Here is a 17,162-nt window from a genome sequence, read left to right on the forward strand (position 1 = left end):
CTACTACTCGATCGTTCCCTCCAGGAAGGTGCGGACGGTCTCGACGGCCTGCTCGATGTCTGCTTGGCCGTTGACCGCAGGGTGCAACGCCCGCTGCATCTCCACGCTGATCTCGTTCCACTGCGGTGCCGGCGGCCGCGGCTTGGCGTCAGGGAGGATCTCGCCGAGCAACGCCATGACCGGGTCGTCGAGCTCGTCGTAGACAGACTGCAGGGTGGGTGGCACCGATGCCTCGGTCGCCAGCATCGTCTGAGGCTCCGGGTCCGTCGCTGCCCAGACGACGAAGTCGATCGCCGCATCCGTGTTGTCGGAGAACGCGCTCACCGCGTTGTTGAAGCCGCCGAGCGCGGAGATGGTGCCCTCGCCTTCGAACGTAGGAAGCGGCGCGATGTTGAAGTTGCCGTTCGCCGGGCTCCCGGTGTCCTCGTTGACCAGCCCGTACACGTACGGCCAGTTGCGCATGAACACCACGTTTCCCTGCTGGAACTCGTTGCGGGCCGGCTCCTCCTGAGCGGTATTGAATCCGGGCGCGTAGCAGCCCTCACTGATTGCATCAGCCATGAACTGGGTGGCTTCTGCGGCGATCTCGGTGTCGAACAGCACTTCGGTCTGGTCGTCGTTGTACAGCTCGCCGCCCGCGCTCCAGTAGTACTCCAGCCAGTTGACGACGAAGCCCTCGTACTGCGCTCCCTGCCCGATGAAGCCGCCGATACCCGCGGAGGCGGCCGTCGTGGTTGCCGTCTGGCACAGCTCATCCCAGGTGGTGGGCGCCGAGTCGACGAGGTCGGTCCGGTAGTAGAGGAATCCAGCGTTCGTGTTGTATGGCGCCGCCCAGAGCTCGCCACCCCAGGTGGCCGACTCGAAAGCTCCCGGAAGGGACGCCTCCTCGATCTCGTCTCGAACGTCCTCGAGGCTCTCGACCCAGCCGTTTTCTGAGTATTCTCCGGTCCAGATCACATCCACCCCGAGCACGTCGAAGCCGCTGCCTTCGGCCTGCAGCTCGAGCGCCTGCTGTTCGCGCTGCTGATCCGCCTCCTCCGGCAGGAGCTCGATGCGAATCGGGTTGTCGGGGTTCTGCTCGTTCCACAACTCGGCGACCTGCTGGTGAACACCGCCGGGCTGCGCTTCGGCACCACCGATGGCCCAAACGAGCTCGCCGCCACCGTCACCGCCACCGTCACCGCCCTCGTCGCCGTCGTCATCGCCACCGGGCGTACATGCCGCCATCACCAGGACGAAAGTGCCGGCCGCTGCTACCCATCTGCGCGCGCGCATCGTCGATCGCCTCCTCGCGCCTGTGGCCCCGTGCCGGTTCCGTTCCCAGGTCGGGCGACGCTCAAACGGGTAGGAGTCGGTCAGGGTCGTTCGTCGGCCGCGTTCGACGCGGCTTGGCCGGCGCCGTCGACGGTGCTGCCGCGCAGCGTCAGGACCGCGATGAGCACGGCCGCCACGGTGATGGCGATGTCGGCGATGTTGCCGACGAACAGGCCGCCGTAATCGATGAAGTCGACGACGTGGCCCTCCGGGAAGCCGGGCTCGCGGAAGAGCCGGTCGATGAGGTTGCCGAACGCGCCGCCGAGCAGGAGCCCCAGCGCGACGGTCCAGCCCGGCGAGCCGAGGCGCGCCGACGCCCGGATGACCGCCGCGATCACGATCACCACGATGAGCGTGAGCAGCCACGTCATCCCGGTCGCGATGGAGAAGGCGGCGCCGGAGTTGTACAGCAGACGCAGCTGCAACAGGTCGCCGATCAGCTGGATCGGCTCACGCCCGGAGAGCTCCGCCTCCGCCCAGACCTTGCTCGCCTGGTCCAGGACCGTCACGGCGACCGTCAGCATCGCCAGCCAGCCGATCAGCCGCCAGTTGCGCGACCGCGGCTCTGGCCGGCGCTCGCCGGCGTCGGGATCGGATGTCGACGGCACGGACACAGGGTGCCATGCCACAGCTCGCGGGGCGTGAACCGGGGCTGCGACCACGGTACGGAACAATGGCCGATGTGACACGTGTGGCGATTCTCGGTAGCGGGCCTGGCGGCTACGAGGCGGCCCTGGTGGCCGCGCAGCTCGGAGCGGAGGTCACCTTGGTCGATCGCGACGGCGTCGGCGGGTCGGCGGTCCTCACCGACTGCGTGCCCAGCAAGACGCTGATCGCGACGGCGGAGGTGCTCACCGACACCGCGGAGTCAGGCGAGCTCGGCGTGGTGCTCGGGGGTGCGGTCGGCGTCGAGCTCGCCCGGGTCAACCGCCGGGTCCTGGCGCTGGCGAAGGCGCAGTCAGCGGACACCGCGGCGGCGGTCGAGAAGGCCGGCGTCAGGATCGTCCGGGGCTCGGGCCGGCTGGCGCCCGGCGACCGCGTCGTCGTCGACGACGGCGCGCACGAGCTGGTCGCCGACGTCGCCCTGCTGGCCACCGGCGCGCGCCCACGCATCCTGCCCGAGGCTGAGCCCGACGGCGAGCGCATCCTCACCTGGGAACAGGTCTACGACCTCACCGAGGCGCCCGAGCGGCTGGTGGTGGTCGGCTCCGGCGTCACCGGCGCGGAGTTCGCCAGCGCCTACAACGCTCTCGGTTGCGACGTCACGCTGGTCTCGTCGCGCGACCGGGTGCTGCCCGGCGAGGACGCTGACGCCGCGTACGTGCTGGAGGAGGTGTTCGCCCGGCGCGGGCTGAAGGTGCTGTCGCGGTCACGGGCGGCATCGGTGCGGCGCGACGGCGACGGTGTCGTCGTCACCCTCACCGACGGGCGGGCCGTCCGCGGCTCGCACTGCCTGATGGCGGTCGGGTCGGTCCCGAACATCGAGGACCTCGGCTTGGAGGAGTGCGGCATCGCCCTGGACGGCCGCGGCTTCGTCAAGGTCGACCGGGTGTCGCGGACCTCCGCGCGAGGCGTCTACGCCGCCGGCGACGTCACCGGGGTCAACATGCTGGCCTCGGTCGCGGCGATGCAGGGCCGCACGGCCATGTGGCACGCACTGGGCGACGCCGTCACGCCGCTGGACCTCAAGGCGGTGGCGGCCAACGTCTTCACCGCGCCCGAGATCGCCACCGTCGGCTGGAGTCAGGCCGCCGTCGACGCCGGCGAGATCGACGCCGTCGCCGTCAAGCTGCCGCTGGCCACCAACGCGCGGGCCAAGATGCAGGGCATCCGCGACGGCTTCGTGAAGCTGTTCTGCCGCCGCGGCACCGGCATCATCGTCGGCGGGGTGGTCGTGGCGCCGAAGGCCAGCGAGCTGATCCACCCCATCTCCGTGGCGGTCGAGGCGTCGCTCACGGTCGACCAGATGGCCCGGGCGTTCACCGTGTACCCGTCGCTGTCCGGGTCGGTGGCCGAGGCCGCCAGGCGGCTGCACCTGCGCGGCTGATCAGCCGGTCTGACCGGGTGGCGGCGGGTCGAACCAGGCCGTCGCGCCGGCGCCGTTGAGCGCGTGGTCGAGCCGCTTCTGGATGTGCGGGTGGAGCTCCGGCAGCTCGTCGGGGGCGAACCACGCGACCGCGAGCGACTCGTCGTCGTTGACCCTGGCCGTGCCGCCGACCGGCCGGCACCGGAACGCGATGTCGAGGTACTGCACGACGTCGCCGTTCGGGTAGCGGACCGGCGGGTCGGTGACGACGCTGGTGATCCGCTCGACGGCGATGTGCACGCCGGTCTCCTCGTACGCCTCCCGCGCGACGGCGTGCGCCGGCTGCTCGCCGGGCTCGAGGATGCCGGAGATGAGCGCCCACTCGCCGGTGTCGGACCGCTGGTGCAGCAGCACCCGCCCGGCACCGTCGACGACGACCGCCGTCACACCGGTCAGCCACAGCAGGTCGTGGCCGACGTGCTCGCGCAAGGCCAGGATGAAGTCAGGTGTCGGCATGGGTGCTCAGGCGAGCCGGGTCACTCGAAGCCGCCGCCGAAGTCGCCTCCACCGAAGCCGCCGCCGAAGTCGCCGCCGTCGAACCCGCCGCCGAAGTCACCGCCGCCGCCGTCACCGCCGCCACCGGCGTCGCCGCCACCGCCGCCGCCGTCGACGTAGATCGGGTTGGCCATGGCCGAGCCGAGCATCGTGCCCATGAGCATGCCCGGGAGCAGACCGCCGAAGTACCCGCCGGCCCAGCCGCCGTACGCGGGACCGGCGTCGTAGTACGGCCGCCGCTCGCCGTCGCCGACCGGCACCATCCGGACCTCCGGGTCACCGCCGTTCTTGATCCGCAGCGCGTCGGCGGCGCAGGCCGGGACGGCGCGCGGGGCGCCGTACCGCGGTGCCCACTCGATGTCCTCGATCGACGGGCCGTGGCCGGGGTCGAAGAAGCACGGCAGCCGCCGGTCTGGGATCGGCTCGTGCTTGAGCCGGGCGTCGACGCACGACAGCAGCCAGCGGCCCTCCTCCAGCGCCGACGTGACCGGCTTGAGGTCCGTGGGCCGCTCCGCGCGATCGGAGTACATCTTCGCGTTCTCGTAGAGGTCCAGGGCCCGGCTGTATTCGTGCCGCGCCTCGATCGGGACCTTGGAGTCGTCGCGGACGTCGAGGTCGATGGCCGAGAGCCGCTCGCCGTACGTGGTGATGTCCTCGTCCAGCGCGTCGCGCACCTGCTCCAGCTGGGCACGCTCCTTGCTGCGCTTGTTGCGGCGGTAGAGCAGGAACCCGCCGCCGCCCGCGGCCGCCAGGATGGCCAACGGGAGCAGCCCGCCCCCGCCATCATTCGACGAAGCGTTGCCGTTCCCCCCGCCGCCCGAGCCGCCGTTCGCCGCCAGCTCCTCCAGTTGCGGCACGAGCTCATCGACGAACTGCGACACGTCGTTGGAGGAACTTGCAAGGCTTTGCGCAGCCTGCCGTGCGGCGCTGCTGTCCATCACGGTCGACCCGGCGTCCGCCTGCCGATTCGGCAGATATGCGACGTACGTTCCGTCTTCCTGGACCTCACGGGCGATGTGGCCGAGCGGGTCGTCGTCGTTAGCAGCACTGGTTGGCAGCACGACCAGGTAGATGGGTGTCTCAGCATCGCTCAGCGTCTGCTCTGCGCTCGTCTGGGCGGCGCCATCAAATGGCCGGCCGTCGGCTCGAAGCTCATCGGCCGCTGTGTCATCGACGTACAGCCTGGAGCTGCGCAGGGCATCGGCCGCATCGTCCCAAACGCTCGACATACTCCCATCATCCACGGTTGGCGCCGTCGTGCCACGGTCAGGTCCTGTCGGTCACGATCTCTGTCGGTGCCGCATGGTTCGATGGTGACCGTGGAGAAGGTCTCGTGGGGTCAGGCGCTGGCCTGGCGGTTGCGCCGCCAGTACGTCGCCGAGCCGTCGTCAGGGCTGGTCGACACCGCATCGCGGCTTCTCGGGCTGCACGCGCAGGTGGCCTCGTCGGCGGAGCTGATCGCGGGAGTACGCACCCCGTCCTACCAGCTCGGCGACATCGGCACGGCGTTGTGGACCGACCGCTCCCTGGTACGCACCTGGGGCATGCGCGGCACTCTGCACCTGTTCCCGTCCGCGGAGCTGCCGCTGCTCACGGCCGCGTTCTCGCAGCGGCAGTTCCCCAAGCTCACCCCGGCCTGGGAGCGCTACCACGGCGTCTCCGGCGACGATCTGCGCCGTGTCACCGACGTCATCGGCGAGGTGTTACCGGGCAGGTTCCTCACGCGCGAGGAGCTGTCGGCCGAGGTCCTGCGGGTCATCAGCACACCGGGGGTCGAGAAGGCGCTGCGCTCGGGGTGGGGTCAGCTGTTCAAGCCGGCCGCGGCCGGCGGCCTGCTGTGCTCCGGCCCCGACCGCGACCGCGCCGCCACGTTCACCGACCCGCGCGGCTGGCTGCCCGACGCGCCCTGGGACACCCGGCCCGACGAGCACACCGCCCTGGCCACAGTAATCGGCCGGTTCCTCGACACGTACGGCCCGGCCACGCACACCGACTTCTCCCGCTGGTGGGGCATCGACCAGGCGGCGGCACGGCGGCTGTTCAAGGAGCACGCCGACGTCATGGTCGCGGTCGATCTCGACGGCATCGCGTCGTGGGCCACCCCGGCCGGGCTCGACGCCATGGCCGGCACCGATCCCCGGGCCGGCGACGGCGTCTGGCTGCTGCCCGGCTTCGACCCGTACGTCATCGCACCGGTCGGCCACCGCGTCCACACCGTGCCCGAGGGCTGCATCGACCGTGTCTCGCGCGCGGCCGGGTGGATCTCGCCGATCCTGGTGGTTGACGGCGTCGTGCGCGGGGTGTGGAGCCACGAGCTCAAGAACTCCACCCTCACCGTCACCGTCGAGCCGTTCGCACGGCTCGGCGCCCCGACGAAGAACGCGGCCGCCACCGCCGCCGCCCGGTACGGCGAGCTGTTCGACGCGGACGTCCAGGTCAGCTGGGTGGCCTGAGACGCGCGACGGCCGCGGCCCCGTCGGGACCACGGCCGTCGCCCTGAACTCTCAGGCGGCTTCCTCCAGCAGCTGATCCACCGACACGCGCACGGTGACCCGCTGCTCACCCTCCTTGCGGAACGGGTAGCTGTCGGCGTCCAGGTACTTCTTCGCCAGCCGGTCGATGACCTCGTCGCCGTCCGCCGTGGACAGCGTTGCCGTGCCGGTGACGCTGACCCACCGCCATGCGTTCTCCGGGTCCAGGACGCTGATCGAGACGACGTCGTTCTCGCGGAGGTGTCGCTCCTTCACCCGTCCGGCGGCGGTGTTGAAGATGACTTCGTCGCCGTCGAGGTCGACCCAGACGATGCTGTTGTGCGGTCGTCCGTCGGCGTCGATCACCGTCGCCCAACCGGGAATGGGGCGGGAGAACAGGTCGCGGGCGGTGTCCGACAGAGCGGGCATGGGGGCATTCCTCTCGAATCGTTGACGTGTCAATTACGACAACCATCCGAGGGCCCACCCATCTTCCCCGTGATCGTCAACGATTACGGGCGTGATCACACCCGAAATCGTTGACGATCACGGGGCGTCCTGTCAGTCGACGATGGTGCAGATGACCGCGCCGTTGGCGATGGTGGCGCCGACCTGCGCGGACAGCCCGGCGACGGTGCCGGCCTTGTGCGCGGTGATGGGCTGCTCCATCTTCATGGCCTCCATGACCACGACGACGTCTCCCTCGGCCACGGACTGACCGTCCTCGGCGACCACCTTGATGATGGTGCCCTGCATCGGCGAGGTCAGCGTGTCGCCGCCGGCGGACGCCGAGCTCGCCCGGCCGGCGCCGCGGCGGGCCGGGCGGCGCGTCTGACCACCGGCGGCACCGCCGGAGCCGCTGGCGCCGGCGGAGCCGAGCCCCGCGGGCAGCACGACCTCGATCCGCTTGCCGCCGACCTCGACGGTGACCCGCTCGCGCGGTGCCTCGCCCTCACCCGCGTCGGAACCGGACGTGACGAACGGCTCGACGCGGTTGTCCCACTCCGTCTCGATCCAGCGTGTGTGCACCGAGAACGGCGTGCCGGCGTCGGCCGGGACGAACGCCGCGTCGTCCAGGACCGCCCGATGGAACGGGATGGCCGTGGCCAGCCCGTCGACCTCGAACTCCGCCAGCGCGCGCCGGGCCCGCTGCACCGCTTCCTCGCGGCTCGCCCCGGTGACGATGAGCTTGGCCAGCAGCGAGTCGAAGTTCTGCCCGACGACGCTGCCCGCCTCGACGCCCGCGTCGACCCGCACGCCCGGGCCGGCCGGCGGCCGGAACGTGGTGACCGTGCCGGGTGTGGGCAGGAAGTTGCGGCCCGGGTCCTCGCCGTTGATGCGGAACTCGAACGAGTGCCCGCGCAGCGGCGGGTCGTCGTAGCCCAGCTCCTCGCCCTCGGCGACGCGGAACATCTCACGCACCAGGTCCAAGCCGGTGACCTCCTCGGTCACCGGGTGCTCGACCTGCAGGCGGGTGTTGACCTCGAGGAAGGAGATGGTGCCGTCGTTGCCGACCAGGAACTCGCAGGTGCCGGCGCCGACGTAGCCGGCCTCGCGCAGGATGGCCTTGGACGCGCGGTAGAGCTCGGCGTTCTGCTCGTCGGAGAGGAACGGCGCGGGCGCTTCCTCGACCAGCTTCTGGTGCCGGCGCTGCAGGGAGCAGTCGCGTGTAGAGATCACAGCGACGGCGCCATAGTGGTCGGCCAGGCACTGGGTCTCGACGTGCCGCGGCCGGTCGAGGTAGCGCTCGACGAAGCATTCGCCGCGGCCGAACGACGCGACCGCCTCGCGGACCGCCGACTCGTACAGGTGGGGGACCTCTTCCAGGGTCCGGGCCACCTTCAGGCCACGGCCGCCGCCGCCGAACGCGGCCTTGATGGCGATGGGCAGCCCGTGCTCCTTGGCGAACTCGATGACCTCGTCGGCGCTGGTGACGGGGTCGGGGGTGCCGGCGACCAGCGGCGCGCCGGCGCGGGCGGCGATGTGGCGGGCGCGGACCTTGTCGCCCAGCGCCTCGATGGCGGCCGGCGGCGGGCCTATCCAGGTCAGCCGGGCGTCGATGACGGCGCGCGCGAACTCGGCGTTCTCGGCCAGGAACCCGTAGCCGGGGTGCACGGCATCGGCATCGGCGCGGGCGGCGACGTCGAGGAGCTTCGCGATCGCAAGGTAGGTCTCCGTGGCGGTCTCGCCGCCGAGCGCGTAGGCCTCGTCGGCGAGTCGGACGTGGGGGGCGTCGCGGTCGCCGTCGGCGTACACTGCGACACTGGCCAGGCCCGCGTCGCGGCAGGCACGGATGACCCGCACCGCGATCTCACCGCGGTTCGCGACAAGGACTCTGCTGATCCGGCGGTATTCCACGCTCACTCCTCCCTGGGCTGAGGTGAGTCTAGGGGACCGCTCCCCGGCCGCCCGACCCGCGGCGTTCGTCCGGCTTGGCGCCGAGCGCCGTGCATCGAGGCAACCCATCGGGCCGGTGGGGCGTGTTGTCGACAACGAGAAAAGGTTCGAGTGGGGGTCGCGATGCTCGTACAGTCCCCTGACGACGACGCCGCGATCGTGGACGCGACGGCGACGGTCAGCTGGGTCGATCCGGATGAGGCGATGGTGGATTTCGAGGAGTTCGTGCGCGCCAGCCTGCCTGGCCTGCTGCGCTACGGGCATGCCCTGACCGGGTCTCCGCACGACGCGGCGGACCTGGTCCAGACCGCGCTGGAGAAGGTCGGCTCGCGCTGGACGAAGGTGATGCGGCAAGGCAGCGACCCGCTGGCCTACGTGCGTCGGTCGATGGCCAACGCACATGTGAGCCGCTGGCGACGGCGACGGCGTGAGGTGCTGGTCGACGACGTGCCCGACCGCGGTGTGGCACCGGCGGACCGGATGGACGGCGAACCGCTCTGGCAGGCGCTGGCGCAGCTGCCGCCGCGGCAACGGGCGGTCCTGGTGCTGCGCTACTACGAGGACCTGTCCGAAGCCGAGATCGCCGCCGCGCTCGGCATCAGCCAGGGAACGGTCAAGAGCCAGGCAAGCAAGGCGATGGCGAAGCTGCGAACGATCGTCGCGGTGGAAGGAGAACAGCGATGAACCACTTCGACGACGAACTGCGGCGCGTCCTCGGCGACGATCGCCTGACGCTCAGCGCGCGCCCGGATGCCGTCGGTCGCATCGTCTCCGGCGCCCAGCGCCGGCGCACCGTCCGTGTGGCGGCGACCACGGTCACATCGGTGGGGCTGGTGGCGGCACTCGCGCTGGGTTCGATGGCGACGGTGGGCGAGCTCGGCGCCGGGCCGGACGAGATCGTGCCGGCCGAGACGCCGACCGTCCTGCCCGGCCCGGACGACACCGCCGACGGGGACCCGACCCCGTCGGAGACTCCCACCGCAGCGCCGACCGGCGATCCGACCGGTGCCTCGGAGAACGACGCCGACCCGACCGACCCGACTGAGCCGGACGGCGAGGAGACCGCTCCCGAGGCCGCCCCGATCGTGATCGACCCGAACGTTGGTATCGACGGCTTCACCGTCGGCACGCCGCTGGCCACGCTCGAGGGACTGGACGGGGTGGAGATCACCCCCTACGGGCCGGAGCGCGGCATTTCGACCATGTGCTACGGCGAGTACCGTACCGAGAACGTCTACGGCACCATCTCGGTCCGCGGCTCGTGGGGCGACCCTCCGGACGACCCGACGCCGTACTACGAGGTCGCGACGATGCGCTCGGACCAGCCGATCGCCACGCCGGAGGGGATCACCGTCGGCGCCAGCGAGGCCGACGTCCTCGCCGCGTACCCTGGGGCGACGCGCTACGGGAACGGCGACCTCGGCGTCGACCTCGGCGACGAGACCATCCGCAGCTGGGTGTTCACGATCGGTGACACCGGGCTCGTCACCGAGGTGATGCTGGACGGCGTGGACCGCTGCAGCGACCCGGCGGACGCCCCGAACGAGCCCGACGGGCCGACCTACACCGGCGGCCCGGAGGACTTCGAACCCGGCGGCTGGCGGGTCAGCGGCGACGAGGCGTTCGGTCCGGTGTGGCTCGGCATGACCGTCGGCGAGCTCAGCCAGCTCGAGGGTGTGCAGATCACGCCGGCCGCCGACGCCGTGTACTGCTACGGCACGTTCCAGTACCAACACCTCAGCGGCTTGATCTCGGTCCGCCGCGACCTGCGCACCGACTCCGGCCCGACCCCGGCCGAGTCCGAGGACGACTACCGGGTGACGTTCGTCAGCTCGTCCGTGGACGCGTCGACGACGCCGCTGGGGCTCGGGCGCGGTTCGACGCTGGAGCAGGTCCGGCAGGCGTATCCCGGCCTGATAGAGGGCGAGACGTTCGACCCCTTCGTGCCCGACGCGTACAACCCCGCGGTCAACTGGGTGTTCCACACCAACGACGGCGAGACGGTGTCGGGCATCGCGCTGGACGCGGGCCAGAACTGCGCCGGCTGATCACCTGGAGGGGGTGAGGCGCGCGAGGTCGGCGCGGCAGCGACGTTCCAGGTCCGAGAGCTCGGTCAGGGTCGCGTCGATGTCGCGCCGGCGCTGCTCCAGCTCCGCGCGCCGATGCGCGATCTGCTCGAGCAGGTAGCGCAGCTGGCCGACCTCGCCCGGCTCGGCGTCGTACATCCCGATGATCTTCTTGATCTCGTCCAGTCCGAAGCCGAGGCGCTTGCCGCGCAACACCAGGCCCAGCCGCACCCGGTCGCCGTCGCGGAAGACCCGGCGGGTGCCGTCGCGCTGCGGCGTGAGCAGCCCCTGCTCCTCGTAGAACCGGATGGTGCGCAGGGTGACGCCGTACTCCTCGGCCAGCTCCGCGATGCTCCACGTCCGCTCGTCACCCACGCCCGACCCCTTCCGAATGATCACGTTCAGCACGAAATCTCGTGGTACACCATGCATGCACGCCTCGTGATGCGCGTACTCGCCTAGTGGTGTACCTGGTGCGCTCGTCCAACTTACGTTAACGTAAACGTCAAGTACCAACAGCACCAGGAAGCGGGAACGACGATGTTCGAGCTCTCCGCGGAGCACCAGGAGTTCCGCGCCGTTGTCCGTGAGTTCGCCCGCGAGCAGATCGCGCCACACGCCGCGGAGTGGGACCGCAAACACGAGTTCCCCGTGGGCACCGTCCGCGCGATGGGCGAGCTGGGCCTGTTCGGCCTCACCGCGCCGGAGGAGTACGGCGGGGCCGGCGGCGATCTCACCAGCCTGTGCGTGGCCATCGAGGAGATCGGCCGCGTCGACCAGTCGATGGGCATCACGCTCGAGGCCGCCGTCGGCCTGGGCATCACGCCGATCCTCGCCTACGGCACAGAGGAGCAGAAGCGGCGCTGGCTGCCAAACCTGGTCGCCGGCCGGTCGCTCGCCGGGTTCGGGCTGACCGAGCCGAGCGCCGGGTCCGACGCCGGCGCGACCGCCACCCGCGCCGTTCTGGATGGCGACATGTGGGTCATCGACGGCGCCAAGCAGTTCATCACCAACTCCGGCACCGAGCTGACCAGCTGCGTCACCATCACCGCGCGGACCGGGGACCAGCCGGACGGCACGGCGGAGGTGTCGGCGATCATCGTCCCGGCAGGCACGCCGGGCTTCGTCGTCGAGCCGGCCTACGACAAGCTCGGCTGGCACGCCTCGGACACTCACCCGCTGACGTTCGACGGCGCCCGGGTGCCGGCCGATCACCTGCTCGGCGGGCGCGGCACGGGGTTCGCGCAGTTCCTGGCCACGCTCGATGACGGACGTATCGCCATCGCCGCGCTGGCGGTCGGGTGTGTCCAGGCGATGATCGACGCGTCGGTCGGCTACGCGAACGAGCGCACGTCGTTCGGAGCGCCGATCGGCAGCAAGCAGGGCGTGGCCTTCCAGGTCGCCGACCTGCACGTCATGGCCGAGGCGGCGCGGCTGCTCACGTACCGGGCGGCCGCACTGCGCGACGCAGGCGCGCCGGCGCCACAGATCAAGCAGGCCGCGGCGACGGCCAAGCTCTACGCGACCGAGGCTGCGGTCACCGCGACCCGGATCGCGACCCAGGTGCACGGCGGGTACGGGTTCATGGAGGAGTACCCGGTGGCCCGGTTCTACCGTGACGCCAAGATCCTGGAGATCGGCGAGGGCACCAGCGAGATCCAGCGGATGGTCATCGCGCGTGGCCTGGGGCTGCCGGTTTCGGCATGATCATGTTTCCTCGTGGACGCTGAGCGACCGCGAGGGAACATGACCATGGGAGAGGGAAGGGGCTGGACGTGGGGCGCGACCACTACGCCGAGGTCGAGGCGGCCCGGAAGGCCACCGAGGCGCCGTCGGAGTCCGGTGCGGCGAAGCTGACCGCGCAGGGCAAGCTGTACGTCCGCGACCGCCTCGACCTGCTCTTCGACGCAGGCACGTTCGTCGAGGACGGCCAGCTGGCCAACGCGCTGGACGGCAACCTGCCCGCCGACGGCGTCGTCACCGGCCGCGGCCTGGTCGACGGCCGGCCCGCGCTCGTCGTCGCGAACGACCCCACGGTCAAGGCCGGCTCCTGGGGCGCCCGCACCGTCGAGAAGATCGTCCGGGTCACCGAGGTCGCCCTCCGCGACGAGCTGCCGGTCTTCTGGTTTATCGACTCCGCCGGGGCGCGCATCACCGACCAGGTCGAGCTGTTCCCCGGGCGGCGCGGTGCCGGGCGCATCTTCCACAACCAGGTCGCGTTGTCGGGCAAGGTGCCGCAGATCTGTTGCCTGTTCGGGCCCAGCGCCGCCGGCGGCGCGTACATCCCGTCCTTCTGCGACATCGTGATCATGGTCGAGGGCAACGCGTCCATGTACCTGGGTTCGCCGCGGATGGCCGAGATGGTCGTGGGCGAGCGGGTCACGCTGGATGAGATGGGCGGCGCCCGCATGCACGCGACGGTGTCCGGCTGCGGCGACAACCTGGCCGCGGACGACGCCGAGGCGATCGAGCAGGCGAAGGCGTTCTTCTCCTATCTGCCCGGGTCGTGGCGGACCGCGCCGCCGTCGTACACGGCCGGTGCGCCGTCGCGCGAGTTCACCCGCGACCTCCTACCGGCCGAGGAGGCGCTGGGCTACGACATCCACGACGTCATCGACGCGTTGCTCGACGACGGCTCGTTCTTCGAGGTCAAGCCGCTGTTCGCGGCCGAACTGGTGACCGGGTTCGGGCTGCTGGAGGGCCAGGTCGTCGGCGTGGTGGCGAACCAGCCGGCGGTCAAGGGCGGCGTGTTGTTCGTCGATTCCGCCGACAAGGCTGCCCGGTTCATCTGGCTGTGCGACGCGTTCAACGTCCCGCTGGTCTACCTCGCCGACGTGCCCGGCTTCATGATCGGCTCGCAGGTCGAGCGGCAGGGCATCATCCGGCACGGCGCCAAGATGATCACCGCGGTGGCTGAGGCGACGGTGCCGACGGTGTCGGTGATCGTCCGCAAGGCCTACGGCGCCGGGCTCTACGCGATGTGTGGACCCGGCTTCGGCCCGGACGCCTGCCTCGCGCTGCCGACGGCGAAGATCGCGGTGATGGGCCCTGAGGCCGCGGTGAACGCCGTCTACTTCAACAAGATCGCCGCCATCGAGGACGAGGGCGAGCGAGCGGCCTACGTGGCCGGCCTGCGCTCGGAATACGAGGCCGACATCGACATCCTGCGGCTGGCCTCGGACCTGGTGATCGACGCGATCGTCGAGCCGGAGCAGCTGCGCGAGCAACTGGTGGCCCGGCTGGCCGCCGCGGCCGGCAAGGACCGGTCGTTCTCGCGCCGCCGGCACGGCGTCCCGCCGGTCTGACCGTCGGCGTCTCCTCCCATGATCATCAACGGTTGGCGACGCTATGACGTCGCCAACCGTTGATGATCATGGGCGGCCGGCGCGGCGGGCCCGGCGACGGACGGGTTCGTGGTCGCGGTCGGTGCGCCACAGGTCGGTGATGGAGACGCCGAACTCGGCCAGCAGCCGCCGCAGCAGCGGCAGGGACAGGCCGACGACGGCGTGATGGTCGCCCTCGAGGCCGGTGATGAACGGGCCGCCGAGGCCGTCGATGGTGAATCCGCCGGCCACCCGCAGCGGCTCGCCGGTGGCGACGTACGCGTCGATCTCGGCGTCGGAGAGGTCGGCGAAGTGCACCGTCGTGTCGGCGGTCTCGCCTAGGGAGCGGCGGGCTGTTTCCACCTGTGTGGGTTGCCACGTGTCGCCCGGCCCTCGCGGGCGGCCGCCGGCCTCACCCGCGTCGGGCTCGCGCAGGTCGATGAGCCAGTGCCCGGTGTGCAGGATGCCGGAGCGCCCGCGCATGAGCCGCCACCGGTGGGCGGCCTCGTCGGCGTCGGCCGGCTTGCCGTGGATCTCGCCGTCCAGCTCCAGGACGGAGTCGCAGCCCAGCACGATCATGCCGGCGAACGTGCGCCCGGCGACGTGCTCGGCCTTGGCCCGCGCGAGGAGCAGCGGGACGTCGCGTGGGGACAACGGGCCGCGGGAACGTGCCTCGTCGAGCACCGCGTCCTCGTCGACGCCGGAGACCTGGACCACCGGTTCGATGCCGGCGGAACGCAGCGTCGCCAGCCGGGCAGGGGACTGGGAAGCCAGTAGCAGCCGCAACACAGGACCTCACGTTACCGAAAATGATCATCGGCGGTCGATGCCCTGCGGACATTCGACCGCCGACGATCACCGGGCCTTCATGGTCACTGCGAGGCTAACCCGCGACCGGCGGCCCTGTCTTCGGTCGTTCGGTTGCGATGGTGCTGCCTCATGCCGTCGCCAGGCTGGCCGGCCGCGCCGGCTCGTCGTCCTCCGGCTCGCTGCCGGCGAACACGTCGCCGCGGCGGTCGGCGTTGTAGACGTCGAGGTCCAGCAGGCCCTCGCGCTTGGCGACGATGGTCGGCACCAGCGCCTGGCCGGCGACGTTGACCGCGGTACGGCCCATGTCGAGGATCGGGTCGACGGCCAGCAGCAGACCGACCCCGGCCAGCGGTAGGCCCAGCGTCGACAGCGTCAGCGTGAGCATGACCGTCGCGCCCGTGGTGCCCGCGGTCGCCGCCGAGCCGACCACCGACACCAGCACGATCAGCAGGTAGTCGGAGATGCTGAGGTCCAGGCCGAAGAACTGGGCCACGAAGATCGCGGAGATGGCCGGATAGATCGCGGCGCATCCGTCCATCTTCGTCGTCGCGCCGAAGGGCACCGCGAACGACGCGTAGGACCGCGAGACGCCGAGGTTGCGCTCGGTGACCTGCTCAGTCACCGGGAGCGTGCCGACCGACGAGCGCGACACGAAGGCCAGCTGGATCGCCGGCCAGGCGCCGGTGAAGAACTTCAGCGGGTTGAGGCCGTGCGCACGCAGCAGGACCGGGTAGACGACGAAGAGCACCAGCGCCAGCCCGACGTAGATGGCCAGCGTGAAGCGGCCGAGCGAGCCGATGGCGTCCCAGCCGTAGTCGGCGACGGCGTAGCCCAGCAGGCCGATCGTCCCGATCGGGGCCAGCCGGATGATCCACCACAGCACCTTCTGGATGATCGCCAGGGCCGCCCGGTTGAAGGCCAGGAACGGTTCGGCCTTTTCACCGACCTTCAGTGCCGCGATGCCGATGGCCGCGGAGACCACGACGAGCTGGAGCACGTTGAAGGTCAGGCTGGTGGCGGCCGCGCCGGACTCGGGGTCGAGCGACGTGGACGCTTCCAGGCCGAGGACGTTGGTCGGGACCAGGCTGGTGAGGAACGCCCACCAGTCGCCGGTGCGGCCCGGCTCGGCGGCGGCCGCCTCGGTGACCGACGTGTGCTCGCCGGGCTGCAGGATGAGCCCCAGCGCGAGGCCGATGCTCACCGCGATCAGCGCGGTGGCGGCGAACCCCAGCAGGGTCTGACCGGCCAGCCGGGCGGCGTTGGTGACGTTGCGCAGGTTGGCGATGCTGGCGACGATCGCGGTGAAGATCAGCGGGACGACCGCGGTGCGGAGCAGGTCGACGAAGAGCCCGCCGACGGTGTCGAGCGTGCTGGTGAGCCAGTTGGGGTTGCCGTCGGCGGCCGGGCCCAGATTGCGGGCGACGAGGCCGAGGACGACGCCGAGGACCAGGCCGATCAGGACCTGGACGGAGAAGGACGGGAGCCGCAGCCGTCTGGACGCGGGCGCATCGGCGGTCGTGGACTGGGACATGCTGAAGCCTTTCGGAACACGGAACGGGGGACGGTCACACGGGGAGCGGCGAGCGCGGGGCCGCCCATCGCCGGCGCGGCGGGCGCTCGCTTGGGCTCAACCCGGACAGACCGCGCTGGCCTGCCGTCGCAGATCGACGTGCAGGCGCTCGGTGAGTCCCCAGATGTTCGCCATGGCCGATACACCCTAACCCACCCAGACGGAGTGCTATTCCCGAAGTCGGGCGGAAAGTCGCGCTCCGCCGAAGTCGGGACCATCGTTCCCGCGCCGTTCGCCGGATATGGACGTACGATCGCCGGTACAGGCCGCGCCGCGACGAGCCGGCACCCGAGGTGTGGTGGGCACCCGCCGGCCGGGCGTGACGTTCGAAATCGTGCGCACTCGGGGGGAGCCATGCACGAAATCGACGGTGTTGCCGTCGCCCCGCAGCTGTTCGTGCGGTCAGCGCATGATCGAGACCGGCACCCACCTGCTCGTGCCGGCGGCCGGCCAGTGTTCCTCGACCATCGCGGTCGGCGACGCCGCAGGATGACCTGGTGGGGCCTGGCGGTCGCCGCGGTATGCGTGCTCTATGTCGCGCTGCTGGTCGCCAGCCTGGCAGCCGACCCCGTGCGTCCCGGTGACCGGAGCGGATCTACGGATGTCCCGGCAGTCGAGAGAACGCCGCGA

General features: G+C 71.0%; 16 protein-coding genes. 6 read left to right on the forward strand and 10 right to left on the reverse strand.

The window, feature by feature from the left end:
* Positions 1–3 precede the first annotated feature (3 nt).
* Positions 4–1,275 carry an ABC transporter substrate-binding protein gene (locus E1269_RS00380; RefSeq protein ID WP_131889857.1) on the reverse strand — a complete coding sequence of 424 codons (1,272 nt, stop codon included), beginning with the start codon at positions 1,273–1,275 and terminating at the stop codon, positions 4–6.
* An 80-nt stretch (positions 1,276–1,355) separates the two neighbouring features.
* On the reverse strand, positions 1,356–1,922 hold the full coding sequence (gene lspA, locus E1269_RS00385) for a signal peptidase II (protein ID WP_203432637.1): 567 nt from the start codon (positions 1,920–1,922) through the stop codon (positions 1,356–1,358).
* Positions 1,923–1,987: 65 nt separating this feature from the next.
* Here lspA and E1269_RS00390 point away from each other — a divergent pair, with 65 nt between their 5' ends.
* Entirely contained in the window at positions 1,988–3,361 is a 1,374-nt protein-coding gene (locus E1269_RS00390; RefSeq protein WP_131889859.1) for an NAD(P)H-quinone dehydrogenase, read from the forward strand.
* Here the strand turns inward: E1269_RS00390 and E1269_RS00395 are convergent, their stop codons facing one another.
* Entirely contained in the window at positions 3,362–3,856 is a 495-nt protein-coding gene (locus E1269_RS00395; protein ID WP_131889861.1) for an NUDIX hydrolase, read from the reverse strand.
* 20 nt (positions 3,857–3,876) lie between these two features.
* On the reverse strand, positions 3,877–5,124 hold the full coding sequence (locus E1269_RS32045) for a hypothetical protein (protein WP_162606151.1): 1,248 nt from the start codon (positions 5,122–5,124) through the stop codon (positions 3,877–3,879).
* 90 nt (positions 5,125–5,214) lie between these two features.
* Between E1269_RS32045 and E1269_RS00405 the strand changes: the two genes are divergently transcribed.
* Positions 5,215–6,348, forward strand: a complete 1,134-nt coding sequence (locus E1269_RS00405) for a winged helix DNA-binding domain-containing protein (protein WP_162606152.1) — start codon at positions 5,215–5,217, stop codon at positions 6,346–6,348.
* Between the two features lie 51 nt (positions 6,349–6,399).
* On the opposite strand, the gene E1269_RS00410 is transcribed toward E1269_RS00405, so the two are convergent.
* Together E1269_RS00410 and E1269_RS00415 are read right to left on the reverse strand one after the other, a co-directional pair.
* Positions 6,400–6,795 carry a PPOX class F420-dependent oxidoreductase gene (locus tag E1269_RS00410; RefSeq protein ID WP_131889865.1) on the reverse strand — a complete coding sequence of 132 codons (396 nt, stop codon included), beginning with the start codon at positions 6,793–6,795 and terminating at the stop codon, positions 6,400–6,402.
* A 132-nt stretch (positions 6,796–6,927) separates the two neighbouring features.
* The gene (locus tag E1269_RS00415) at positions 6,928–8,709 is read right to left on the reverse strand and encodes an ATP-binding protein (RefSeq protein WP_131890415.1); all 1,782 of its coding nucleotides are present in this window, start codon (positions 8,707–8,709) and stop codon (positions 6,928–6,930) included.
* 258 nt (positions 8,710–8,967) lie between these two features.
* Here E1269_RS00415 and E1269_RS00420 point away from each other — a divergent pair, with 258 nt between their 5' ends.
* On the forward strand, positions 8,968–9,447 hold the full coding sequence (locus E1269_RS00420) for a SigE family RNA polymerase sigma factor (protein WP_420810593.1): 480 nt from the start codon (positions 8,968–8,970) through the stop codon (positions 9,445–9,447).
* Complete coding sequence (locus E1269_RS00430; protein ID WP_162606153.1) at positions 9,444–10,811, forward strand: hypothetical protein; 1,368 nt, start codon at positions 9,444–9,446, stop codon at positions 10,809–10,811. The genes E1269_RS00420 and E1269_RS00430 overlap by 4 nt, the downstream gene beginning before the upstream one ends.
* Here E1269_RS00430 and E1269_RS00435 read toward each other — a convergent pair whose 3' ends face one another.
* Positions 10,812–11,204 carry a MerR family transcriptional regulator gene (locus E1269_RS00435; RefSeq protein ID WP_203432642.1) on the reverse strand — a complete coding sequence of 131 codons (393 nt, stop codon included), beginning with the start codon at positions 11,202–11,204 and terminating at the stop codon, positions 10,812–10,814.
* A gap of 165 nt (positions 11,205–11,369) precedes the next feature.
* Between E1269_RS00435 and E1269_RS00440 the strand changes: the two genes are divergently transcribed.
* Together E1269_RS00440 and E1269_RS00445 are read left to right on the forward strand one after the other, a co-directional pair.
* Positions 11,370–12,536, forward strand: a complete 1,167-nt coding sequence (locus E1269_RS00440; RefSeq protein ID WP_131889875.1) for an acyl-CoA dehydrogenase family protein — start codon at positions 11,370–11,372, stop codon at positions 12,534–12,536.
* A 68-nt stretch (positions 12,537–12,604) separates the two neighbouring features.
* On the forward strand, positions 12,605–14,134 hold the full coding sequence (locus tag E1269_RS00445) for an acyl-CoA carboxylase subunit beta (RefSeq protein WP_131889877.1): 1,530 nt from the start codon (positions 12,605–12,607) through the stop codon (positions 14,132–14,134).
* 66 nt (positions 14,135–14,200) lie between these two features.
* On the opposite strand, the gene E1269_RS00450 is transcribed toward E1269_RS00445, so the two are convergent.
* The 3 genes from E1269_RS00450 to E1269_RS34070 form a co-directional block, all read right to left on the reverse strand.
* Positions 14,201–14,941 (reverse strand): Maf family protein, encoded by a 741-nt coding sequence (locus E1269_RS00450; RefSeq protein WP_131889879.1) that lies wholly within the window; start codon positions 14,939–14,941, stop codon positions 14,201–14,203.
* Between the two features lie 148 nt (positions 14,942–15,089).
* A complete protein-coding gene (locus E1269_RS00455) occupies positions 15,090–16,493 on the reverse strand; it encodes a dicarboxylate/amino acid:cation symporter (protein WP_131889881.1) in 1,404 nt (467 codons plus the stop codon).
* A gap of 96 nt (positions 16,494–16,589) precedes the next feature.
* On the reverse strand, positions 16,590–16,667 hold the full coding sequence (locus E1269_RS34070) for a putative leader peptide (protein WP_420810594.1): 78 nt from the start codon (positions 16,665–16,667) through the stop codon (positions 16,590–16,592).
* Positions 16,668–17,162: the final 495 nt, after the last annotated feature.

It is taken from the genome of Jiangella asiatica, assembly GCF_004349065.1.
GTDB classification, from domain to species: Bacteria; Actinomycetota; Actinomycetes; order Jiangellales; family Jiangellaceae; genus Jiangella; species Jiangella asiatica.